Genomic DNA, 18,419 nt, shown 5'->3' with positions numbered 1-18,419 from the left:
CTCCTGACTGCTCATGGCTGTGCCTCACTGTCGGCGGCGTCGAGCCCCTTGGCATTGGCGATGTGGGCGCCGCCCTGCCCTACCAGCAGGAGCTCGCCGTTGGGCAGGGCGCTGACACCTGACAGGGCGATGCGGTCCGGGCGGTTGTGGACGCTGAAGGTCTGGCCGGCATCGGTGCTGCGCAGCACGCTGCCGCCGTTGCCGACCACCACGACGGTGCCGTCGTCGAGCAGCGTGGCACCGGCCAGGCCGAACTCGAGCTCGCCTCGCGCAGCCTGCAAGGGGATGGATTGCCAGGTGTCGCCGAAGTCGGTGGAGCGCAGCAGGTTGCCGCGCAAGCCGAACGCCAGCAAGGTACGCGGCTGGGCAGTGCCGATCACGCCGAACAGCGACCCCTGGTAAGGCCCTTCGACTTTCTGCCAGTGCTGCCCATTGTCCTCGGAGCGGAACATGCCCCCCTGCTCCCCAACGATGAACAAGCCAGCGTCACGCACCTGGGCGATAGCATTGAGGTGCAACTGATCGGGGTTGTCGAGGCGCTCGGCCACGTCCTGCCAATGCTGGCCCCCGTCCGTGGTTTCGAGCAAGGCGCCGTAGGCGCCCACGGCCAGGCCGTGCTGGGCGTCGAGAAACACGATGTCGAGCAAAGGTGCTTCGCGTGACAGGTCTTCGAACTGTTTGCTCCAGGTCGCCCCGCCGTCGCCGGTGGCGAGGATCTGCGCATCGTGGCCGACGGCCCAACCGCGCTTGTCATCAAGGAAAAAAACGGCCGTCAGCAGCTGGCGGGTTGGCACACGGGCCTGGGTCCAGGTGCTGCCCTGGTCGTCGGAGAACAGGATATGGCCCCGGTCGCCGACCACGACCACACGCGTGCCCGCATGGGCAGCGTCGATCAACAGCCTTTGACTGGCCTTGGCCGATTCGGTGGAGTATTCATCGGCTGACGCAGCCTGCGCGCCTTGCCATCCACTCAGTGCAAGGGTGAGCGCTGCAGCGGCCGCTACCGGCCATCCAGCGCGCCTGCTCGACTTCCTCATGACTGCCCCCGATTGTATTTTTGTTGGGTGGGTCAATACCTTGCAGGACGCACAAATGCCCGCAATAGAGGCCTGCAAGGGCGTGCGGTGATCGTAACGGGAGGATTTGGCGGAACACAACGGGCGGGGTGTTATGTTTTGTTATCGGCGCAGGAAGCGCCGTTCGCGCGCAGAGGATGCAGCGCCTGCGGGCGAACACGACTCTCCCGCAGGCGCTGCCTGTGCAGCGTGACAACGTCGGCAGTTGCAACCGGGGCCCTCAAGCGGGCCCCGGCGTCATGCCAGGCTTTTACTCACCACTTCATACACATCACTGGAGAGCTCACCAGAAGCCAGAATCCGCTCCAGCTCACCTTTCATCAGGGACTGGCGGGCGGCGTCGTATTTGCGCCAGCGGGTCAGCGGCGCCAACTGCCGGGAGGCGATCTGCGGGTTGAGGGCATTGAGCTCGATCACCAGATCCGCCAGGAAGCGATAACCGGAGCCATCGGCGGCATGGAAGTTGACCAGGTTCTGGCCGGCAAAGGCACCGACCACCGCGCGCACCTTGTTCGGGTTCTTCAGGGTGAACGCGGGGTGCTGCATCAACGCCTTCACCCGAGCCAGGCCCCCTGGCAAGGTACTGGCCGCCTGCACGCTGAACCATTGGTCCATGACCAGGGGGTTGTCCTTGAAGTGCTCTGCAAAGCTTTCCAGGGCCTTGGCGCGCTCGGCCTCGAAGGGTGAGTTCACCAGCACCGCCAGGGCCGTGAGGCGCTCGGTCATGTTGTCGCACTGCTCAAACTGCTCCAGGGTCGCTTGCAGCACCTGCGGTTTAGCGCTGAGCATCAGGTACGACAGGGCGATGTTCTGCAGGCTGCGGCGGGCAAAGTGCTCGGCAGAGGCAACGTACGCGGTGTCACGCGAGACCGCGCGGTTGGCCTGGTAACGCGTCCAGAGCGGCTCGAACAATTGCTCGGCGATTTGCCGGCGGGCGAACTCGCGGGCTGCGTGGATGGCGTCCACATCGGCCACCTGGCTGATCTCGGTCAAGTAGCCCTCCCCTGGCAGCGAGAGCATTTCGGCCACCATGGCAGCATCGAGCGAAGTGTCGCCCAGTACCGCAGCCAACGCCCTGACCAGACGCGGGTCCAGTTGCAGCGCCTGACCACGCTGGTGCTGGCCGATCAGCTCCTGCAGCACCTGCACGGCCAGCTGCTGACCGGCTTCCCAGCGGTTGAAGCCGTCGCTGTCGTGCTGCATCAGGAACATCAACTGGTCACGGTCGTACGGGAAGCTCAGCTTGACCGGGGCACTGAAACCGCGCAGCAGCGACGGCAACGGCCGCGCCTGGATGCCCTGGAAGACGAAAGTCTGCTCGGCCTCGGTCACCGACAGCACCCGGGTGCTGCCCACTGCCGAGGACTCGCCCGCCAATTGCAGCGGCAGGTCGTTGCCCTGGGCATCGAGCAGGCCCAGTTCGACCGGGATCACGAAAGGCAGCTTCTCGGCCTTGTCCGGGGTGGGTGGGCAGCTTTGGCGGACCGTCAGGCTATAGGTACGCGCCGCTTCGTCGTAGGCGTCGGTCACTTCCAGGCGCGGCGTACCGGCCTGGCTGTACCAGCGCTTGAACTGCGTCAGGTCGACACCGTTGGCGTCTTCCATGGCCTTGATGAAGTCGTCGGTGGTCACCGCCTGCCCATCGTGACGCTCGAAATACAGGTCGCTGCCCTGGCGGAAGCCTTCGGCCCCCAGCAACGTGCGCACCATGCGTACCACTTCCGAGCCTTTCTCGTACACGGTCAGGGTGTAGAAGTTGGAAATCTCGATGAAGCTGTCCGGGCGCACCGGGTGGGCCATGGGGCCCGCATCCTCGGCGAACTGATGGGTGCGCAGGTAGGCAACGTCCTCGATGCGCTTGACGGTGCGTGAATTCATGTCGGCACTGAATTCGGCATCGCGGAACACCGTGAAGCCTTCCTTGAGCGACAGCTGGAACCAGTCGCGGCAGGTGACGCGGTTGCCCGACCAGTTATGGAAGTACTCATGCGCCACCACGGCTTCGACCCGTTGGTGCGCGGCATCGGTGGCCGTCTCGGCGCGCGCCAGCACGCAGCTGGAGTTGAAGATGTTCAGGCCTTTGTTTTCCATGGCCCCCATGTTGAAGTCGTTGACCGCGACGATCATGAAGATGTCCAGGTCATATTCGCGGCCGTAGACCTCTTCGTCCCAACGCATGGACTTCTTCAGGCTGACCATGGCGTGGTCGCACTTGTCGATGTTCTCCGGCTCCACATAGATGCGCAGGGTCACATCACGGCCCGATTGGCGGGTGAAGGTGTCTTCCACACACCACAGGTCGCCTGCGACCAGGGCGAACAGGTAGGCCGGCTTCATGAACGGGTCTTCCCAGGTCGCCCAGTGACGGCCATCCTCGGCAGGGCCGCTGCCTACCGGGTTGCCGTTGGAGAGCAGCACCGGGTAGCGGTGCTGTTCGGCGATCACCGTGGTGGTGAAGATGCTCATCACATCGGGGCGGTCGAGGTAGTAGGTGATCTTGCGGAAGCCCTCGGCCTCGCACTGGGTGCAGAACATCTTGCCGGACTTGTACAAGCCCTCGAGCGCCGTGTTGGTTTCGGGATGGATCCTGACGGTGGTGTCGAGGGTGAAGTGCTCTGCCCGTGGCTGAACGGTCAGGCTGCTTGCGTCGATCTGGTAGTCGCCTTCCTGCAAGGGTTCATCGTCCAGGGCGGCGCGCACCAGTTCGAGTTGCTGGCCGTCGAGCACCAGCGCAGGCAAGCCGCCCCCGTGCACCGGGTTGCGGCGCATGATCAGTTGCGCGTGGACCAGGGTGTGGTCTTCGAACAGCTCGAAGGTCAGGTGCGTCTCGTCGATCAGGTACTCAGGCGCCTTGTAGTCCTTGAGATGGATCACTTGCGGTTGTTCGGTACGCATCTGCAGGTCCCTTTTACTGGAGCACGGCCAACTGGTAGGCCGTGTACTTGCGAATATTGATCACACCGGTGTCGAAGATCAGGTACTGGCCCTTGATGCCCAGCAGCGTGCCCTCCACGATCGGGTTCTTGTCCAGGTTGAAGCTGACCACTTTGGTCGGGTAAGCCTGGACCGGGTATGTCATGTGCACGACCTCGGCGTCGGTCAGAGGCTGAATCGCCTGCAGGCCGAAGCGCGCCTGCAGCTGGCCAAGCCCTTCGGCACATGCCTCCAGCACCTGATCGCGCAATGCCGGCAGGTCGAGCAGCTCGGCGTCACCCTTGAGCAGGGCGCGCCAATTGGTGCGGTCCGGCACCTGACTGCGCAGCAGGTCTTCGACCAGCCCGGACTGCTGCCGGGTGGCCACCTTGAGGATAGGCAAGGCCTGGCTGGCCCCCTGGTCGAGCCAGCGGGTGGGCAGCTGGGTGGCGCGGGTGATACCGACCTTGATACCGGAGGAGTTGGCCAGGTAGACCACGTGGTCGGTCATGCAGAACTGCTCGCCCCAGGACGGATCGCGGCAGGTGCCTGCGTCGTAGTGGCAGCGCTCCGGAGCCATGATGCACATGTCGCACTGGGCCAGCTTGGTCATGCAGGGGTAGCAGTAACCCTGGCTGTAGCTGCTCTTGGTGCGCTTGCCGCAGTGGCTGCAGTGGATGGCACCCAGGTATTGCAGGCGCAGCGGCTTGCCGATCAGGGGGTTGACCGGCACCAGGGTATCGCCCAGGCGAAAGCTGTATTGCACCACGGGGTCGGCCAGGCTGACGGCCATCTTGCTCAACGAGCCACGAGCGAGTTCGATCAATGTACCGAGTCCGACTTGAACAGGATGTTGGGGACGGGGGCGGATTTGGACGCGCATTCCTGTGGGCCCATGTAACCGGTGCGCTGGTCCTCGGGCAGGTTTTTCATCTCCCAGGCGATGACCGCTTGCAGGGACAGCTCTTTCTGCTCGGCAGTCAGCTTGCGGCCGTCCGACCATTTGCCGATTTCCACGGCCAGCTTCAGGCTCTCGTAGATTTCCGGGGTGATGTTTTCGATCATTTGCGCGAAAGTGGACATGTTGTCTCCTGATTCAAGCCGACAGTTTACGCCGGGCGAGCGCCCCACCCAAGAGCCCGGTCAGGCATCCGATGAGCAACCCACCGACGTGCGCGGCGTTGGCGATCTGGCCCAGGCCCAGCGTGCCGACGACGCCGGTCAGGCACACCACCAGCCAGAGGAGCATCATCACCAGCACGCCCTTGGGCAGGTTGAAGTGCGGGTTCGGTGCCCGCCATTGATACAGCCAGATGTGCCCGAGCAGGCCATAGAGCACGCCTGAAAGCCCACCGAACAGGCCAGGCCCTGTGGTGTAATGTTGGGCCAGGTTCGATACCAGGCTGAACAGCGCGGTGAGCCCCAGCAGCGTCCATGGGCCCTGGCGCAATTCGATGCGCTTGCCCAGCTCCCAGAACCACAGGCTGTTCATGGCCAGGTGCAGTACACCGAAATGCAGCAGCATCGGCGAGACCAGCCGCCACCATTGCCCGTGCGCCAGACCCTCGGCCAGCGGCGTGAAGTACAGGTAATCGCCCTGCACGTGAACATCGAGAAACGTGAACCAGCCGATGGTGGTGAAGTTGTCGCCCAGCCCGGTGAGCCCGGCGACCACGAACGTCAGCAACAGCGTCAGGGCGGTGACCTTGCAGGCCTTGGCCTGGGCCAGCAGCGACGGCTGTGGCATGTCCTGCCCCTGCTGGTCGGGCAGCGCGGCGTCAGGCTCGGCCTGCAGGTCGGCGTTGCCATCGGGGTAGCGCTGGTAGAGGTGCAACACTTCGTCAGCCAGGGCCTCAGGCGCCCAGAGTACCTGGTCCTCGCCCTCCTCGCTGACCCGGTGCGGCACCTGCAAGCGTTGCAGCATCTGCACGAAACCGCTGAGGTCTACCGTCAGCGGCAGGCGCATCACTTGGATAATGTTCATTGGCTAGCCTGTGGTCGGTCGACATCCACCCAGACGAACTTGCGGGGGTCGATACGGGTTTCATCGTCCAGCCTGTAGGCGACCAGCTTGCCGTACAGCACGGCGCTGTAGTCCAGGCAGGCCAGGTTGCTGCGAATCGGGGCGGGCCGGCCGCTGCGCCAGTAATGGCCAACAAACAGCATGGGCTCGTCCTCGGCATAGCGCAGCAACGCGCTTTTCTGGCTGTGGCTGAGCGGTGTGTTGGCCACCTCCGCCGGCAGCGCATCGGGCTGGAAGACGATATCGCCATAGGTCTGCGGATCATCTTCCCAGAACTTGGTACGGAAGAACGCGCGGGTCAGGCCATCGCCACCGGTCAGGGTGAGGCCATCGGGCAGGCGCATGTCGGTGCCGCGCAGCAGGCGGTTGCAAACATTGGCGGCAAAGCTGCCGCTCACCGCCGAGGCCTGCACGAAGTGGCGATCGACGCGCCCGTCGGGGTACTGGCGCCGCAGCGGCTCGATCAGGCTTGCATCCCAGCAGGCGTGCACCAGGCGGAAACGACCGGCATCGATGAACAGTGGCAGCGTCTGGAACCAGTCGAGAAACGCCTGCCAGTCCGCAGGGTGATTGGCGAACTGGGTGAGGGTTTCGTCGATGAGCCTGGCGTGGCGAGGGGTATGTTCGCGCACGAAGGCCTTGCCGCTGCCCGGCAGTGCCGGCGTCACCCAGCCCAGTGCACTGTATTCGTGATTGCCCATGATGCAGTGCGCCTGCCCGGCGGCGACCATATCGTGAACGATGTGCAGGGCTTGGCGGATACGCGGGCCGCGGTCCACGATATCGCCCAAGAACAGCGCCTGCCGCCGAGGGTGGCGCCAGACGCCGGCAATGCGCTGGTAACCGAGGGCATCGAGCAAGCGCTCAAGGGTCAAGGCACAGCCGTGAACGTCACCGATGATGTCGAAACTGCGCGCCGGATCCAGCATCAGTCGTCCCTGCCCCCCAGGCGGCTGCCCCAGCCAAGCTTGGTGCGGCAGACTTCGTAGTAGTTGTGGTCCAGCGGGTGGATCAGGCGCAGCTTCTGGGGCTTCTTGCTCACCGTGATGGTGTCACCGGGTGCGCAGGTGAAGTGGTTCTGACCGTCGCACGACACCTGCGGGTAGATCTGCAGGTCCTTGGCCACCACGATCTTCAGTTCGCTGTTGCCATCGACGACGATCGGCCGCCCAGACAAGGTGTGCGGGTACATGGGCACGATGACGATTGCATCGAGCTTGGGGTGCATGATCGGGCCGCCGGCGGACAAGGCGTAGGCCGTGGAGCCGGTCGGGGTGGCGACGATCAGGCCGTCGGCCTTCTGGCTGCAGACGAACTGGCCGTCGATGTAGATCTCGAATTCGATCATGCGGGTGGACTTGCCTGGGTGCAGGACCACGTCGTTTAGCGCATCGCCCTGGCCGATCGCCTCCTGGTGACGGCGCACTTCGGCTTGCAGCAGGAAACGGTTCTCGACCAGGTAGTGACCATCGAGCACTTCGGAGACTTTCTCTTCCAACTCATCCGGACGGATGTCGGTAAGAAAGCCCAGGTTGCCCCGGTTGATGCCCAGTACCGGGATATTATGCCGCGCCAGGGCACGCGCAGCGCCCAGCAGGCTACCGTCGCCGCCGACCACGATGACCAGGTCACAGACCTCCCCCAGCAGCTTGCGGGTGGAGGTCTGCAGCCCGTGGCCCGGCAGGACTTCACCGATGGTGTCTTCGAGGATCACGTGCAAGTGGCGCTCGAGGAGGAATTTTTTCAGTCGGCGGATGGTGTCCAGCACCTGCGAGCTGCCGAGACGACCGATGATACCGATATTGCGAAATTGCTCCATGGGGCTCCTGCGAGGCTCTGCGACGGGTGACGATGCAGCGATTATGGGCGAACCACGAAGCAGCGGCAAACCGGCTATGCTCGCAGGATGATGCCATTTCCTTCGCTCGTGCACCTGCCCCGGCTATTACAGCGCCCTGCGGTGCGTGACCTTGCCTGGACCCTGCTCTCGCCGCCGCTGCTCGAGCGCGCAGACTGCCCCCAGCGCCACCCGCTGGCAGGCAGCCTCTGGGTGGAGCGGCCGCAGGCATTGCAGGCCTGGTTGTACGGCCTGGACATTGATGACACGCCCTTGCAGCACTGGCTCAAGGGCCTTGGCAGTCGCCGCCTCGGGCTGTATTACGAGCGCCTGTGGCAATTTGCGTTGCAACAGGCGCCCGGCGTGGAACTGTTGGCGGCCAACCTGGCTATCCGTGAAGATGGGCGGACCCTGGGCGAGCTGGATGTGGTGCTGCGTGATCGCGACGGGGTGCATCACCTGGAACTGGCCATCAAGCTGTACCTGGGCCCCGAGCGCTTCGGTGCCAACCCGGGCGGCTGGTTAGGGCCTGGCTGCCACGATCGCCTGCAAGCCAAGCTGGAACACATCCGCCGCCACCAGTTGCCCATGTCGGCCAGCCCCCAGGGCCGTACCGCCCTTGAGCGGCTCGACCTGCCCCCGGTGCAGGCCAGCATGTGGATGGGGGGCTACCTGTTCTACCCGACGCTGGCCCCGAGCGAGGCGCCACTGGGTGTACACCCCCTGCACCTGCGTGGCCGCTGGTTGCATCGCAAGGACTGGATCAGCCTACCCGGCGCGCATTGGCAGCCGCTGGCGCGCAGCGCCTGGCTTGCCCCCGCACGGTGTGCGGCATGCGAGGTCTGGAGCGCTGCTCAGTTCGCCGCGTGGCTGCACCTGCTGCCACCCGATGCGCCTGCGCAATTGCTGGTGAACATGCAACGCCAGCACGACGGCAGCTGGCAAGAGCTAGAGCGGGTATTTCTGGTTGCCGATCAGTGGCCGGGCGCCTTGGCTCTCTGACCGCAGCGCTTGCTCAGGGATGGCAGCCCATTTTTCACCGACCTGGAGCAATGATGCTGCGCAGATACCCAGTAAACTGGAGCTGAGCGCCACCAAGAGCGCCACCCCACCGACCGATGAGGAACAAGCATGGTTTCGAGCACCCCGGCGCCCCATTACGCGCGCGTGTCCATTGTCCTGCACTGGCTGATGCTGGTGCTGCTGGCCGCTGTCTATGCCTGTATCGAGTTTCGCGGAATCTTCCCGCGCGACAGTGCAGAGCGCAACCTGATGAAAGACCTGCATTTCATGTTGGGCCTGAGCGTATTCGTGCTGGTGTGGCTGCGCCTGGCCATGCGCGTGCTTCATCGCGCGCCGCCCATATCCCCTAAACCCCCTGCCTGGCAAACCGGTCTGGCCCATCTGGTTCACCTGCTGCTCTACCTGCTGATGATCGGCATGCCGCTGGCCGGCTGGTTGATCCTCAGCGCCGCCGACAAACCGGTACCGTTCTATGGCCTGGAGTTGCCGCACCTGATCGGTCCTGATCTGGACCTGGCCAAGTTCATCAAAGGCTGGCATGAGCGTATCGGCACCTGGGGCTATTGGCTGATCGGCCTGCATGCACTGGCCGGTCTTTATCATCACTATGTCAAACGCGACAATACGTTGTTGCGCATGCTGCCTTACAAGTAACCCCGGCGGCCCTGCAAACCGCCGGTATGGACGAACACCAGGCGAGTGCCGGGCGCGAACAGCCCGGCTTCGACCTGAGCCTTGAGCGCAAGCAATGCCTTGCCGGTGTAGAGCGCCTCGAAAGGAACGCCGGCCTGCTGCTCGCAATCGGCGATGAAGGCCAGCAGTTGATCGTCGAACTTGCCGAAGCCGCCCCGGCTGGCGCTGTGCAGGCGGTAGCCCTGCGTGCCGACAAGTGCCGCCACGGTCTCGGCCACGCCATAGTGCTCGGGTACGGCCAGCGCCCCATGCACGGCATGGGCCCCTGACTCGGCCAGCACCAGGCCCGCCAGCGTGGTGCCCGTGCCAGCGGCCAACCACCAGGCGTCATAGTCCGACCAGCCCAGCGTCGCAAGCTGCGCGTGCAGTTGAGTCACGATCGACGCGCACCCCTGCGCACCGGCCTGCCCGCCTCCGCCTTCGGGGATGCAATGCCAGCCGGGATAGTGCGTGTGCCAAGGCGTCCAGAAACCCGCCTCGTTACGACCACGGTAGCCCTCGTAGCCCAGCCAGTGCAGTTGCATGCCCATGGCCTGCAAATCCTGCACGGTGGGTGTTTGGCGCGGATGCCCCCGCAGCAGGCCGGCCGTGGCCAGGCCCAACCGCTTGCCGGCAGCGGCCAGAGCATGCAGGTGGTTGGAATGGTTGCCGCCCAGGCTCACCAGGCCGGGGGCCTTGGCATCGAGCGCCTGTTCCAGATGGTGGCGCAGCTTGAACCACTTGTTGCCGCTGATCAGGGGGTCGATCAGGTCAAGGCGCAGGATGGCAGCCTCGACCTGGGCCCTCGCCAGCCAGGGCAATGTCAGGCGTTGCAAAGGGGCCAAGGGGAGTTCGACAGGCATGGACGCCAGTCTATCAGCAGAGCATCTGGCGCGGGCGGTGAATCAAAGCTGCGCCGCCAACCTCGACCCCTGGTCGATCGCCCGCTTGGCGTCGAGCTCTGCCGCCACGTCAGCACCGCCGATCAGGTGTACCGACTGCCGAGCAGCCACCAGCCCGTCCTGCAATTCGCGCAGCGGATCCTGGCCTGCGCAGATCACCACGTTGTCCACCGCCAGCACCTGCGGCTCGCCACCGCCAATGCGCACGTGCAGGCCTGCGTCATCAATGGCCAGGTACTCGACCCCATTGAGCATCTTCACCTGCTTGTTCTTCAAGCCGGTACGGTGGATCCAGCCAGTGGTCTTGCCCAGGCCATCCCCTACCTTGGAGGTCTTGCGCTGCATCAGGTACACCTGCCGGGCAGGTGCGTGGGGCTGGGGTGTGATACCGGCTACACCGCCGCGGGCTTCGAGGTGGGTGTCGATACCCCACTCCTTCCAGAACGCTTCGCGGTCCAGGCTGGTGGGCACGCCCTGATGCACCAGGTATTCGGATACATCGAAACCGATGCCCCCTGCGCCGATCACGGCCACTCTCTTGCCCACAGGCTTACGCTCGAGCAGCACATCCAGGTAGCTGAGCACCTTGGGGTGCGCGATCCCCGGGATCGCCGGTGCACGGGGCAGGATGCCGGTCGCGAGGATGATGTCGTCATAGCCGCCGGCCACAAGCGCTGGCACGTCGACGCGCGTGTTCAAGCGCACGTCGACGCCAGTGCTGCGCAGCTTGTTGCGAAAATACCGCAGGGTTTCGTTGAATTCCTCCTTGCCTGGCACGCGCTTGGCAACATTGAACTGACCGCCAATTTCGCTGGCCGATTCGAACAAGGTCACTACATGGCCACGCTCAGCAGCCACCGTTGCAGCGGCAAGGCCTGCCGGGCCGGCGCCCACGACAGCGATGCGCTTGGCCATGCGCACGGGCAGGTAGTTGAGTTCGGTTTCATGGCAGGCCCTCGGGTTTACCAGGCAACTGGTCAGCTTGCCGCCAAACGTATGGTCCAGACACGCCTGGTTGCAGCCGATGCAGGTATTGATTTCATCAGCACGCCCGGCTGCAGCCTTGTTGACGAAGGCAGGATCGGCCAGGAACGGACGGGCCATGGACACCATATCCGCATCCCCTTCGGCCAGCACCGCCTCGGCCACTTCTGGCGTATTGATACGGTTGGTGGTGATCAAAGGAATACCCACTACCCCGCGCAACTTGGCGGTGACCTTGCTGAAGGCTGCACGTGGCACCTTGGTGGCGATGGTGGGAATGCGCGCCTCGTGCCAGCCAATACCGGTATTGATCAGCGTTGCACCCGCCTGCTCGATGGCCTTGGCCAGGGTCTGGATCTCGTCCCAGGTGCTGCCGCCCTCGACCAGGTCGAGCATCGAAAGGCGGAAGATGATAATGAAGTTAGGGCCCACCGCGCGGCGCACCCGGCTGACGATTTCCACGGCCAGGCGCATGCGATTGTCGTAGCTGCCGCCCCAACGGTCGGTGCGGTGGTTGGTGTGGGCGGCGAGGAATTGGTTGATGAAATAGCCTTCCGAGCCCATGACCTCGACACCGTCGTAACCAGCTTTCTGCGCAAGCAGCGCGCAGTGGGCGAAGTCGGCAATCTGCTTTTCGATCCCCGCCTCGTCCAATTCCCGCGGCTTGAACGGGTTGATCGGCGCTTGAATGGCGCTTGGCGCCACCTGGCGCGGGCTGTAGGCATAGCGCCCGGCGTGAAGAATCTGCAGGCAAATCTTGCCCCCTGCGGCGTGCACCGCCTCGGTGACGATACGGTGCTGCTCGGCTTCGGCTTCGGTGCTGAGTTTGGCGGCGCCTGCGTAAACACCGCCTTCATCGTTGGGTGCAATGCCACCGGTGACCATCAGGCCTACGCCGCCGTGCGCCCGTTCGGCAAAATAGGCAGCCATGCGCTCGAACCCGCCTGGACGTTCCTCAAGCCCCGTGTGCATGGAGCCCATCAGGGTACGGTTGCGCAACGTGGTGAAGCCCAGGTCCAGCGGGGCCAGCAGGTGCGGGTAGCGAGTGTCGGTCATGGTTCGGCTTCTCTGGTGATCACGGTAAACGGGCATTTCGCCCTGAGGCGGCCCTGTCGTTATATGAAGCAGACAGTAAACAGCCGTTTGAACCGCCTCAATGACCAGAACTGACAAGTTATTGATCATCCCGAACAGCGCGTCTACCCTAGGGCTCCTTCATGCCCATTGCCTTGTAGCGTTTCATGAAAAAATTTCTGACAAGTGCCCTGCTGCTGGGGGTGATCGCCGCCCTGTGTGGTTACGCCTTCTGGACCCAACAGCGCCCACAGGGGCACTACCTGTCTGACTTGCGCATCGAACTGGCAGTCAACCACGGGCAACCCGGCGAGCATGGCAACCTGCTGGGCGTCGAGCCGCTGCTGTACCCAGGGGACTACCAGGACCTGCAACGCCTGCACCGCAAACTTGCCGCCTACCTCGAGCAGGCGCGCACGCTAGGCCTGATCACGCCTCGCACCGTGGTGGTATTACCTGAGCACATCGGTACCTGGCTGTGGGCACGTGGCGAGAAGAACGCGTTCTACCAGGTGACCCAGCAGCGTGAAGCACTGCAATGGTTCGAGCTGAGTAACCCGCTTCGCTATGGCTGGGCCATGCTTGCGGCCGAGGGCGATGACCGACGGGCCGATGCCCATCTGCGCATGAAGGCCGATCAGATGGCCGCCGATTACCAGCAGGTATTCGGCGGCTTGGCCAAGGAATTCGGCGTCACCCTGGTAGCTGGCTCGATCGTGCTTCCGCAGCCCTATGTCAGCGAGGGTGCATTGCACCCCGGACGCGGGCCGCTGTTCAACAGCAGCGTGGTATTCGCCGGTGACGGTAGCATCCTGGGCCAACCCCAGCGCCAGCACTATCCGGACAGCGAGAACAGGCGGTTCATCCACCCTGGTGTGGACCAGCCTCTGCAGGTGCTGCACACGCCTGCGGGGCGGCTTGGGGTATTGGTGGGGAGCGACAGCTGGTATCCGGAAAATCACCAGCAGCTGCTGGCCCAATCGGTCGAACTGGTGGCCATTCCTGCCTTTCTGAGCGGCAGGCACAGCTGGTTGACACCCTGGCGTGGCAATCGCCACCAGCCTGTCAGCACGCGCTTGCCCGTCAAGCGTGGCGAGGTCAGCGAGCAAGAGGCCTGGCACCGGCTGACCGCGCCTGTCGGTCATCAGGTGAGCAGTGTGAGCGTCTTCATGCGCGGCCAGTTCTGGGAGCAAGGCGCCGATGGGCAAGGATTTGCCTGGCAAGCCGGCGACCTGTTGACCGGGCCACCCAGCCCCGGTGCCCGCTTGCTGAATATATGGCTGTAGCGCCATGAGCCGCCCGCAGGTAAGGCTAGGCGACCTGTCGGTAGGCTTCGTGCAACCCTTGGCGGACGCGATTCGACGGCTGGGCCACGACCCTGCACCCTTGCTCGAACGCTATGGCCTGGACACCGCGCGGCTGGCCCAGGCCAATGCGCGCCTGTCGATACCGCGCTACATGCACCTGGGCCACGCCGCCATCGCATTGTGCGCCGAACCTGCACTGGGTTTACAGATTGGCCAGTTGAGCCGGCTGGCACATACCGGGCTGGCCGGGGTCACGGCAGCGCAGGCGCCAACCTTGGGCGAGGCGGCGCGCACCTTGCTGCGCTTCGAGCCGCTGTACGCCTCCAACTATCGAGGCCACTCCACTTACTGCGAAGATGGCGAAGGCGCCTGGCTGCGTTTTTACTCCATCAGCCCGTACAACGCCTATAACCGCTTTGTGGTCGACTCGCTGCTCGCCGGCTGGCTGGCCCAGCTGGGCGACCTGGTCGGTACGCCAGTGGTGGCCGAGCGCGTGGACATCGAGTTTGCAGCCCCAAGCTACGCCCCCCTCTATCAGCCCCTGTGCAGCGCGCCGGTCCGCTTTGCCGCCGAGTGCAACCAGTTGCGCCTGAGCCGCGCCACGCTGCAACTGCCAAACCCCAGGCATTGCCCCAGCACCTGGCATCAACTGCTGACCCTGAGCGAGGCACACATGCATCAGCTGACGCGCGTGCGTAGCCTGGGCGAACGCATCACCCACCTGCTCGGGCCGCTGCTCAATGGGGGACGTGAACCGGAGCTCGACGAAATTGCCCTGCAGCTTCAACTGCCGCCCTGGACGCTGCGGCGCAGGCTGGCAGAAGAAGGTACGCGTTTTCGTGACCTGTTGAACGGCACGCGGCGTGACCTGGCCGAGACCTACATCCGCGATACCCAGTTGAGCTTCGGCGAAATCGCCTACCTGCTGGGGTTCGCTTCGGCAGAGGCCTTCCAGCGCGCGTTCAAGCGCTGGACTGGCCTTACGCCTGGCGCGTACCGGCGCACGCAGCGACGCGGGGACTAGAGTTCGGTCGCGTCTTCTGCCGGTTCGGGCGTGTCCATCTCATGGGCCTGAAATTCCAGCAGCTCTTCCTGGTAATCGTCCATCTTCCTGCGTCCTTATCCGAATACGGGTTGCTGAGTTCGTCGGTAGCTTAGTGCGATGACGTGACATGGGGGTGACGTGACGATGCTTTTCGCGCAGTGCGCCCTCGCGTATCAGGAACATGGACCTGTGGACGGGCGCGTTCGTTTAATCCAATACGTCCCTAACACGGGCCAACGCGGCGCGCGCTTGCAACAACGGTTCGGTAATCGCCCAGAAATTGCCTTGACCACTGCGCCCATGGCCCGGCTTGCGGCAAGCTAGCTCACGTTCATCCCCATCAAGCGCCAGCCAGTGCTGGGCGCATCGTGCACTGCACGATGGCATTTTTTAAAGCATCGACGGGAGCTACGCCTTGATCGACAAGACCCATGCAACCATTGCCAGCGCCGTGGCGGGCATCACCGATGGCTCGACCCTGCTAGTCGGCGGCTTCGGTACCGCTGGCATGCCCTCTGAGCTCATAGACGGGTTGATCGCCACTGGTGCACGCGACCTGACCATCATCAGCAACAATGCTGGCAACGGCGACACCGGCCTGGCTGCATTGCTCAAGGCCGAACGGGTGCGCAAGATCATCTGTTCGTTCCCGCGCCAATCCGACTCGTACGTTTTCGATGCCTTGTACCGGGCTGGCAAGGTCGAACTGGAGGTCGTACCGCAAGGTAATCTGGCCGAGCGCATTCGCGCGGCAGGCTCTGGTATCGGCGCCTTCTTTTCACCCACCGGCTATGGCACCTTGCTCGCCGAAGGCAAGGAAACGCGGGAGATCGACGGCCGCCAGTACGTACTGGAGATGCCGTTGCATGCCGATTTCGCCTTGATCAAGGCGTACAAGGGTGATCGCTGGGGCAACCTGATCTACCGCAAGGCCGCCCGCAATTTCGGACCGATCATGGCCATGGCTGCCAAGACTGCAATCGTCCAGGTCGACCAGGTCGTCGCGCTGGGAGAGCTGGACCCGGAGCATATCGTCACGCCGGGCATCTTCGTGCAACGCGTGGTGGCGGTCCCCGACGCCGCCCATCCAACCACCCATTCTGAGGCCCGTCCATGACCATCACCCAACGACGCTCGCGTGAGGCTATGGCCCAGCGCGTTGCAGCCGACATCGAGGAAGGTGCCTACGTCAACTTGGGTATCGGCGCACCCACCCTGGTCGCCAACTACCTGGGCGACAAGGAAGTGTTCCTGCACAGTGAAAATGGTGTGCTGGGCATGGGCCCAAGCCCTGCGCCAGGCGAGGAGGACGATGACTTGATCAACGCTGGCAAGCAGCATGTGACGCTGCTGACCGGTGGCGCCTATTTCCACCATGCCGATTCATTTTCGATGATGCGCGGTGGGCACCTGGACATTGCCGTGCTCGGCGCTTTCCAGGTTTCCGTAAACGGCGACCTGGCTAACTGGCACACCGGCGCCGAGGGGTCGATCCCCGCAGTGGGCGGCGCGATGGACCTGGCCACCGGCGCCCGACAGGTGTTCGTGATGATGGACCACCTGACCAAAACCGGCGAAAGCAAACTGGTGAGCAAATGCACCTACCCGCTGACGGGCATTGGTTGCGTGAGCCGCATCTACACGGACCTCGCGGTAATGGACGTGACACCGGCGGGGCTTGAAGTGGTCGAGATTTGCGCGCAAATCACGTTCCAAGCGCTGCAAGAACTCAGCGGCGTGCCGCTGATCGACCGGTCTGTCAAACCTGGCTAGGGCCTGGCCGCCTCGACGCCCGAATCGTGGCGGCACCGGCCCTGCAGACTCATGGCGTCGAGGGCTGGCCTTGAGGGGCCGTTTGATCCTGCGGGGCTGGCGTGACCGGCTCAGCCTGCTGCACCTCGATGGGTGCTGCATCGGCCGGAGGCGCGACGGGCTGCGAGCTCAGTTGATCTCCACTGGCAGGTGCCTGGACAGTCTGCTGGTCGGGTGCGAACGCGGCGGGTGAGGCACCGTCCTTGGGGGCCGTGTCTGGCGCAGCCGGTGCAACCTCGACCGGTACCGGCGCCGGGCTGGCCGCAGCCTGCTCCGGCAAGCCCAGTTCCACCGCAGGCTTCTCGGTCTTCGGCGCGGGTTGTTCGGCCTTGGGCTGGCTCAACGATTGCGCCTTGGGCTTGGGCTTAGGCAAGTAACTTTCCACCAACGCGAAGTAGCGGTCGTAGAACTGCGCGGCGGTGACTGTCTCACTGGCGACTTTCACCATCGAGTCATCGCTCGAGCCAATCGGCATCGACACCGAACCCAGCACCCCTACGCCCAAGCTTGCCGATGTATTGGACTTTTTCAGGGCATAGCGGTCCTGCAGGGCATTGGCGAACATGGTCGAGTGCTGTTCGTCGCTCGCATCCGGGGCACACGTGACGTTGAAGCTGATCTGCAGGTGGTTATCGCTGTTCTGCTGGAAGCTCTTGTTGCCGACCACCTGGTTGGGGCCGCTGCTGGTGATGATATAGCCTTGGCTGAGCAGCGCACGGCGGGCCGCTTCGCAGGAGTTGGCATCACCTACGGGAAAGCTGCGCGAGAACGTGCCTGAGTCATCGAAGTTCTCATGCTCGTACACCGCAGGTTTCTTGGACGCACAACCGCTCAGTACGGCCAACAGGGCGGCCAGCACGAGCGCACCAGAAACGGAAGATCTTGTCATCGAGGGTTCCGGGTATTTCAAGAAGGTGCCTATTGTGCAACACAGCAGCCAGGTACAGGAACCACTGGTCGATGAAGTACTCGCAAGGTTTCATGCAGGCGGCAAGGTAAATTCGGCAAACGCCAAAAACGCAAAAAGCGACCCGAAGGTCGCTTTCACGTAGCGCCAAGGTGTTCAAAGGCCCTTGGAGCGAAGATGGCGCAGCGGACGGGACTCGAACCCGCGACCCCCGGCGTGACAGGCCGGTATTCTAACCGACTGAACTACCGCTGCGTATCATTCAGGCTTGCGCCCGATTGAAACTTGGGTCTACCCACCAGATAAGCTGGGGGAAGGCATGAAAAACGGTTCAATGACCATTCGTTCATGGTTGCCTCAAGGTGTTCTAGGGACCTTGGAGCGAAGATGGCGCAGCGGACGGGACTCGAACCCGCGACCCCCGGCGTGACAGGCCGGTATTCTAACCGACTGAACTACCGCTGCGTATCGTTCAGGCTTGCGCCCGATTGAAACTGGGTCAGCCCAAGGTGCTGTACCTTGTGGCTTCAGACCGGCGACAAGCACCCATCTGTTAATCAAAATGGCGCAGCGGACGGGACTCGAACCCGCGACCCCCGGCGTGACAGGCCGGTATTCTAACCGACTGAACTACCGCTGCGCAGTGCATTCCTCTCTGGCTGTTAGCTTCTTGCGAAGCCTTGAGCGTCAGGAACATCTCAGGAAGTGGTGGGTGATGACGGGATCGAACCGCCGACCCTCTGCTTGTAAGGCAGATGCTCTCCCGGCTGAGCTAATCACCCTCGCGATGTAACGTGTTGCGTTTGCTTCGCTGAGGCCGCGAAATTTACGCAGGTGACGACGC

Annotated in this window: 16 protein-coding genes and 4 tRNA genes; 6 read left to right on the top strand and 14 right to left on the bottom strand. The window is 63.7% G+C overall.

What is annotated here, in order from left to right:
* Nucleotides 1-11: 11 nt before the first annotated feature.
* From ACK59L_RS02950 to ACK59L_RS02920, 7 genes are all read right to left on the bottom strand, one after another.
* Nucleotides 12-1,037 carry a WD40/YVTN/BNR-like repeat-containing protein gene (locus tag ACK59L_RS02950; protein ID WP_409271763.1) on the bottom strand — a complete coding sequence of 342 codons (1,026 nt, stop codon included), beginning with the start codon at nt 1,035-1,037 and terminating at the stop codon, nt 12-14.
* 276 nt (nt 1,038-1,313) lie between these two features.
* Nucleotides 1,314-3,971: an aminopeptidase N gene (pepN, locus tag ACK59L_RS02945; RefSeq protein ID WP_409271761.1), complete on the bottom strand. Its 2,658-nt coding sequence runs from the start codon at nt 3,969-3,971 to the stop codon at nt 1,314-1,316.
* 13 nt (nt 3,972-3,984) lie between these two features.
* Nucleotides 3,985-4,815, bottom strand: coding sequence for a DUF2797 domain-containing protein (locus ACK59L_RS02940; protein ID WP_409271759.1), 831 nt, complete (start codon nt 4,813-4,815; stop codon nt 3,985-3,987).
* Nucleotides 4,812-5,072 carry a YeaC family protein gene (locus ACK59L_RS02935; RefSeq protein WP_023533690.1) on the bottom strand — a complete coding sequence of 87 codons (261 nt, stop codon included), beginning with the start codon at nt 5,070-5,072 and terminating at the stop codon, nt 4,812-4,814. The genes ACK59L_RS02940 and ACK59L_RS02935 overlap by 4 nt, the downstream gene beginning before the upstream one ends.
* 13 nt (nt 5,073-5,085) lie before the next feature.
* Nucleotides 5,086-5,973, bottom strand: coding sequence for a rhomboid family intramembrane serine protease (locus ACK59L_RS02930; RefSeq protein ID WP_409271757.1), 888 nt, complete (start codon nt 5,971-5,973; stop codon nt 5,086-5,088).
* Nucleotides 5,970-6,941 carry a metallophosphoesterase gene (locus ACK59L_RS02925; RefSeq protein WP_058605522.1) on the bottom strand — a complete coding sequence of 324 codons (972 nt, stop codon included), beginning with the start codon at nt 6,939-6,941 and terminating at the stop codon, nt 5,970-5,972. The genes ACK59L_RS02930 and ACK59L_RS02925 overlap by 4 nt, the downstream gene beginning before the upstream one ends.
* Entirely contained in the window at nt 6,941-7,831 is an 891-nt protein-coding gene (locus ACK59L_RS02920; RefSeq protein WP_023533692.1) for an NAD(+) kinase, read from the bottom strand. Before ACK59L_RS02920 ends, ACK59L_RS02925 begins: the two co-directional genes overlap by 1 nt.
* 90 nt (nt 7,832-7,921) lie before the next feature.
* Between ACK59L_RS02920 and ACK59L_RS02915 the strand changes: the two genes are divergently transcribed.
* Entirely contained in the window at nt 7,922-8,851 is a 930-nt protein-coding gene (locus ACK59L_RS02915) for a DUF1853 family protein (protein WP_409271754.1), read from the top strand.
* Between the two features lie 129 nt (nt 8,852-8,980).
* Nucleotides 8,981-9,526, top strand: a complete 546-nt coding sequence (locus tag ACK59L_RS02910; protein ID WP_409271752.1) for a cytochrome b — start codon at nt 8,981-8,983, stop codon at nt 9,524-9,526.
* On the opposite strand, the gene ACK59L_RS02905 is transcribed toward ACK59L_RS02910, so the two are convergent.
* Nucleotides 9,517-10,407, bottom strand: coding sequence for a 1-aminocyclopropane-1-carboxylate deaminase/D-cysteine desulfhydrase (locus ACK59L_RS02905; RefSeq protein WP_409271750.1), 891 nt, complete (start codon nt 10,405-10,407; stop codon nt 9,517-9,519). The two genes, ACK59L_RS02910 and ACK59L_RS02905, sit on opposite strands and share 10 nt — an antisense overlap.
* Nucleotides 10,408-10,449: 42 nt before the next feature.
* On the bottom strand, nt 10,450-12,486 hold the full coding sequence (locus ACK59L_RS02900; RefSeq protein ID WP_409271748.1) for an FAD-dependent oxidoreductase: 2,037 nt from the start codon (nt 12,484-12,486) through the stop codon (nt 10,450-10,452).
* Between the two features lie 185 nt (nt 12,487-12,671).
* Here ACK59L_RS02900 and ACK59L_RS02895 point away from each other — a divergent pair, with 185 nt between their 5' ends.
* The 4 genes from ACK59L_RS02895 (at nt 12,672) to ACK59L_RS02880 (ending at nt 16,629) form a co-directional block, all read left to right on the top strand.
* Nucleotides 12,672-13,790: a nitrilase-related carbon-nitrogen hydrolase gene (locus ACK59L_RS02895; RefSeq protein ID WP_196136270.1), complete on the top strand. Its 1,119-nt coding sequence runs from the start codon at nt 12,672-12,674 to the stop codon at nt 13,788-13,790.
* A 4-nt stretch (nt 13,791-13,794) separates the two neighbouring features.
* A complete protein-coding gene (locus tag ACK59L_RS02890; RefSeq protein WP_144966455.1) occupies nt 13,795-14,835 on the top strand; it encodes an AraC family transcriptional regulator in 1,041 nt (346 codons plus the stop codon).
* A gap of 436 nt (nt 14,836-15,271) precedes the next feature.
* Nucleotides 15,272-15,973: a 3-oxoacid CoA-transferase subunit A gene (locus tag ACK59L_RS02885; protein WP_409271745.1), complete on the top strand. Its 702-nt coding sequence runs from the start codon at nt 15,272-15,274 to the stop codon at nt 15,971-15,973.
* A complete protein-coding gene (locus ACK59L_RS02880) occupies nt 15,970-16,629 on the top strand; it encodes a 3-oxoacid CoA-transferase subunit B (protein WP_058637669.1) in 660 nt (219 codons plus the stop codon). Before ACK59L_RS02885 ends, ACK59L_RS02880 begins: the two co-directional genes overlap by 4 nt.
* Nucleotides 16,630-16,678: 49 nt before the next feature.
* Here the strand turns inward: ACK59L_RS02880 and ACK59L_RS02875 are convergent, their stop codons facing one another.
* The 5 genes from ACK59L_RS02875 to ACK59L_RS02855 all read right to left on the bottom strand — a co-directional run bounded on the left by ACK59L_RS02875 (nt 16,679) and on the right by ACK59L_RS02855 (nt 18,357).
* Nucleotides 16,679-17,557 carry a DUF2242 domain-containing protein gene (locus tag ACK59L_RS02875; RefSeq protein WP_409271743.1) on the bottom strand — a complete coding sequence of 293 codons (879 nt, stop codon included), beginning with the start codon at nt 17,555-17,557 and terminating at the stop codon, nt 16,679-16,681.
* 196 nt (nt 17,558-17,753) lie between these two features.
* Nucleotides 17,754-17,830, bottom strand: a tRNA-Asp gene (locus ACK59L_RS02870).
* Between the two features lie 133 nt (nt 17,831-17,963).
* A tRNA-Asp gene (locus ACK59L_RS02865) sits at nt 17,964-18,040 on the bottom strand.
* Nucleotides 18,041-18,138: 98 nt separating this feature from the next.
* Nucleotides 18,139-18,215: transfer RNA gene (locus ACK59L_RS02860), tRNA-Asp, on the bottom strand.
* A 66-nt stretch (nt 18,216-18,281) separates the two neighbouring features.
* Nucleotides 18,282-18,357: transfer RNA gene (locus tag ACK59L_RS02855), tRNA-Val, on the bottom strand.
* Nucleotides 18,358-18,419: the final 62 nt, after the last annotated feature.

This window comes from Pseudomonas sp. KCJK9111, assembly GCF_046231935.1.
Classification (GTDB): domain Bacteria; phylum Pseudomonadota; class Gammaproteobacteria; order Pseudomonadales; family Pseudomonadaceae; genus Aquipseudomonas; species Aquipseudomonas parafulva_B.
The sequence above is the reverse complement of the archived record's forward strand: the minus strand, read 5'-3'. Positions and strand labels throughout refer to the sequence as shown.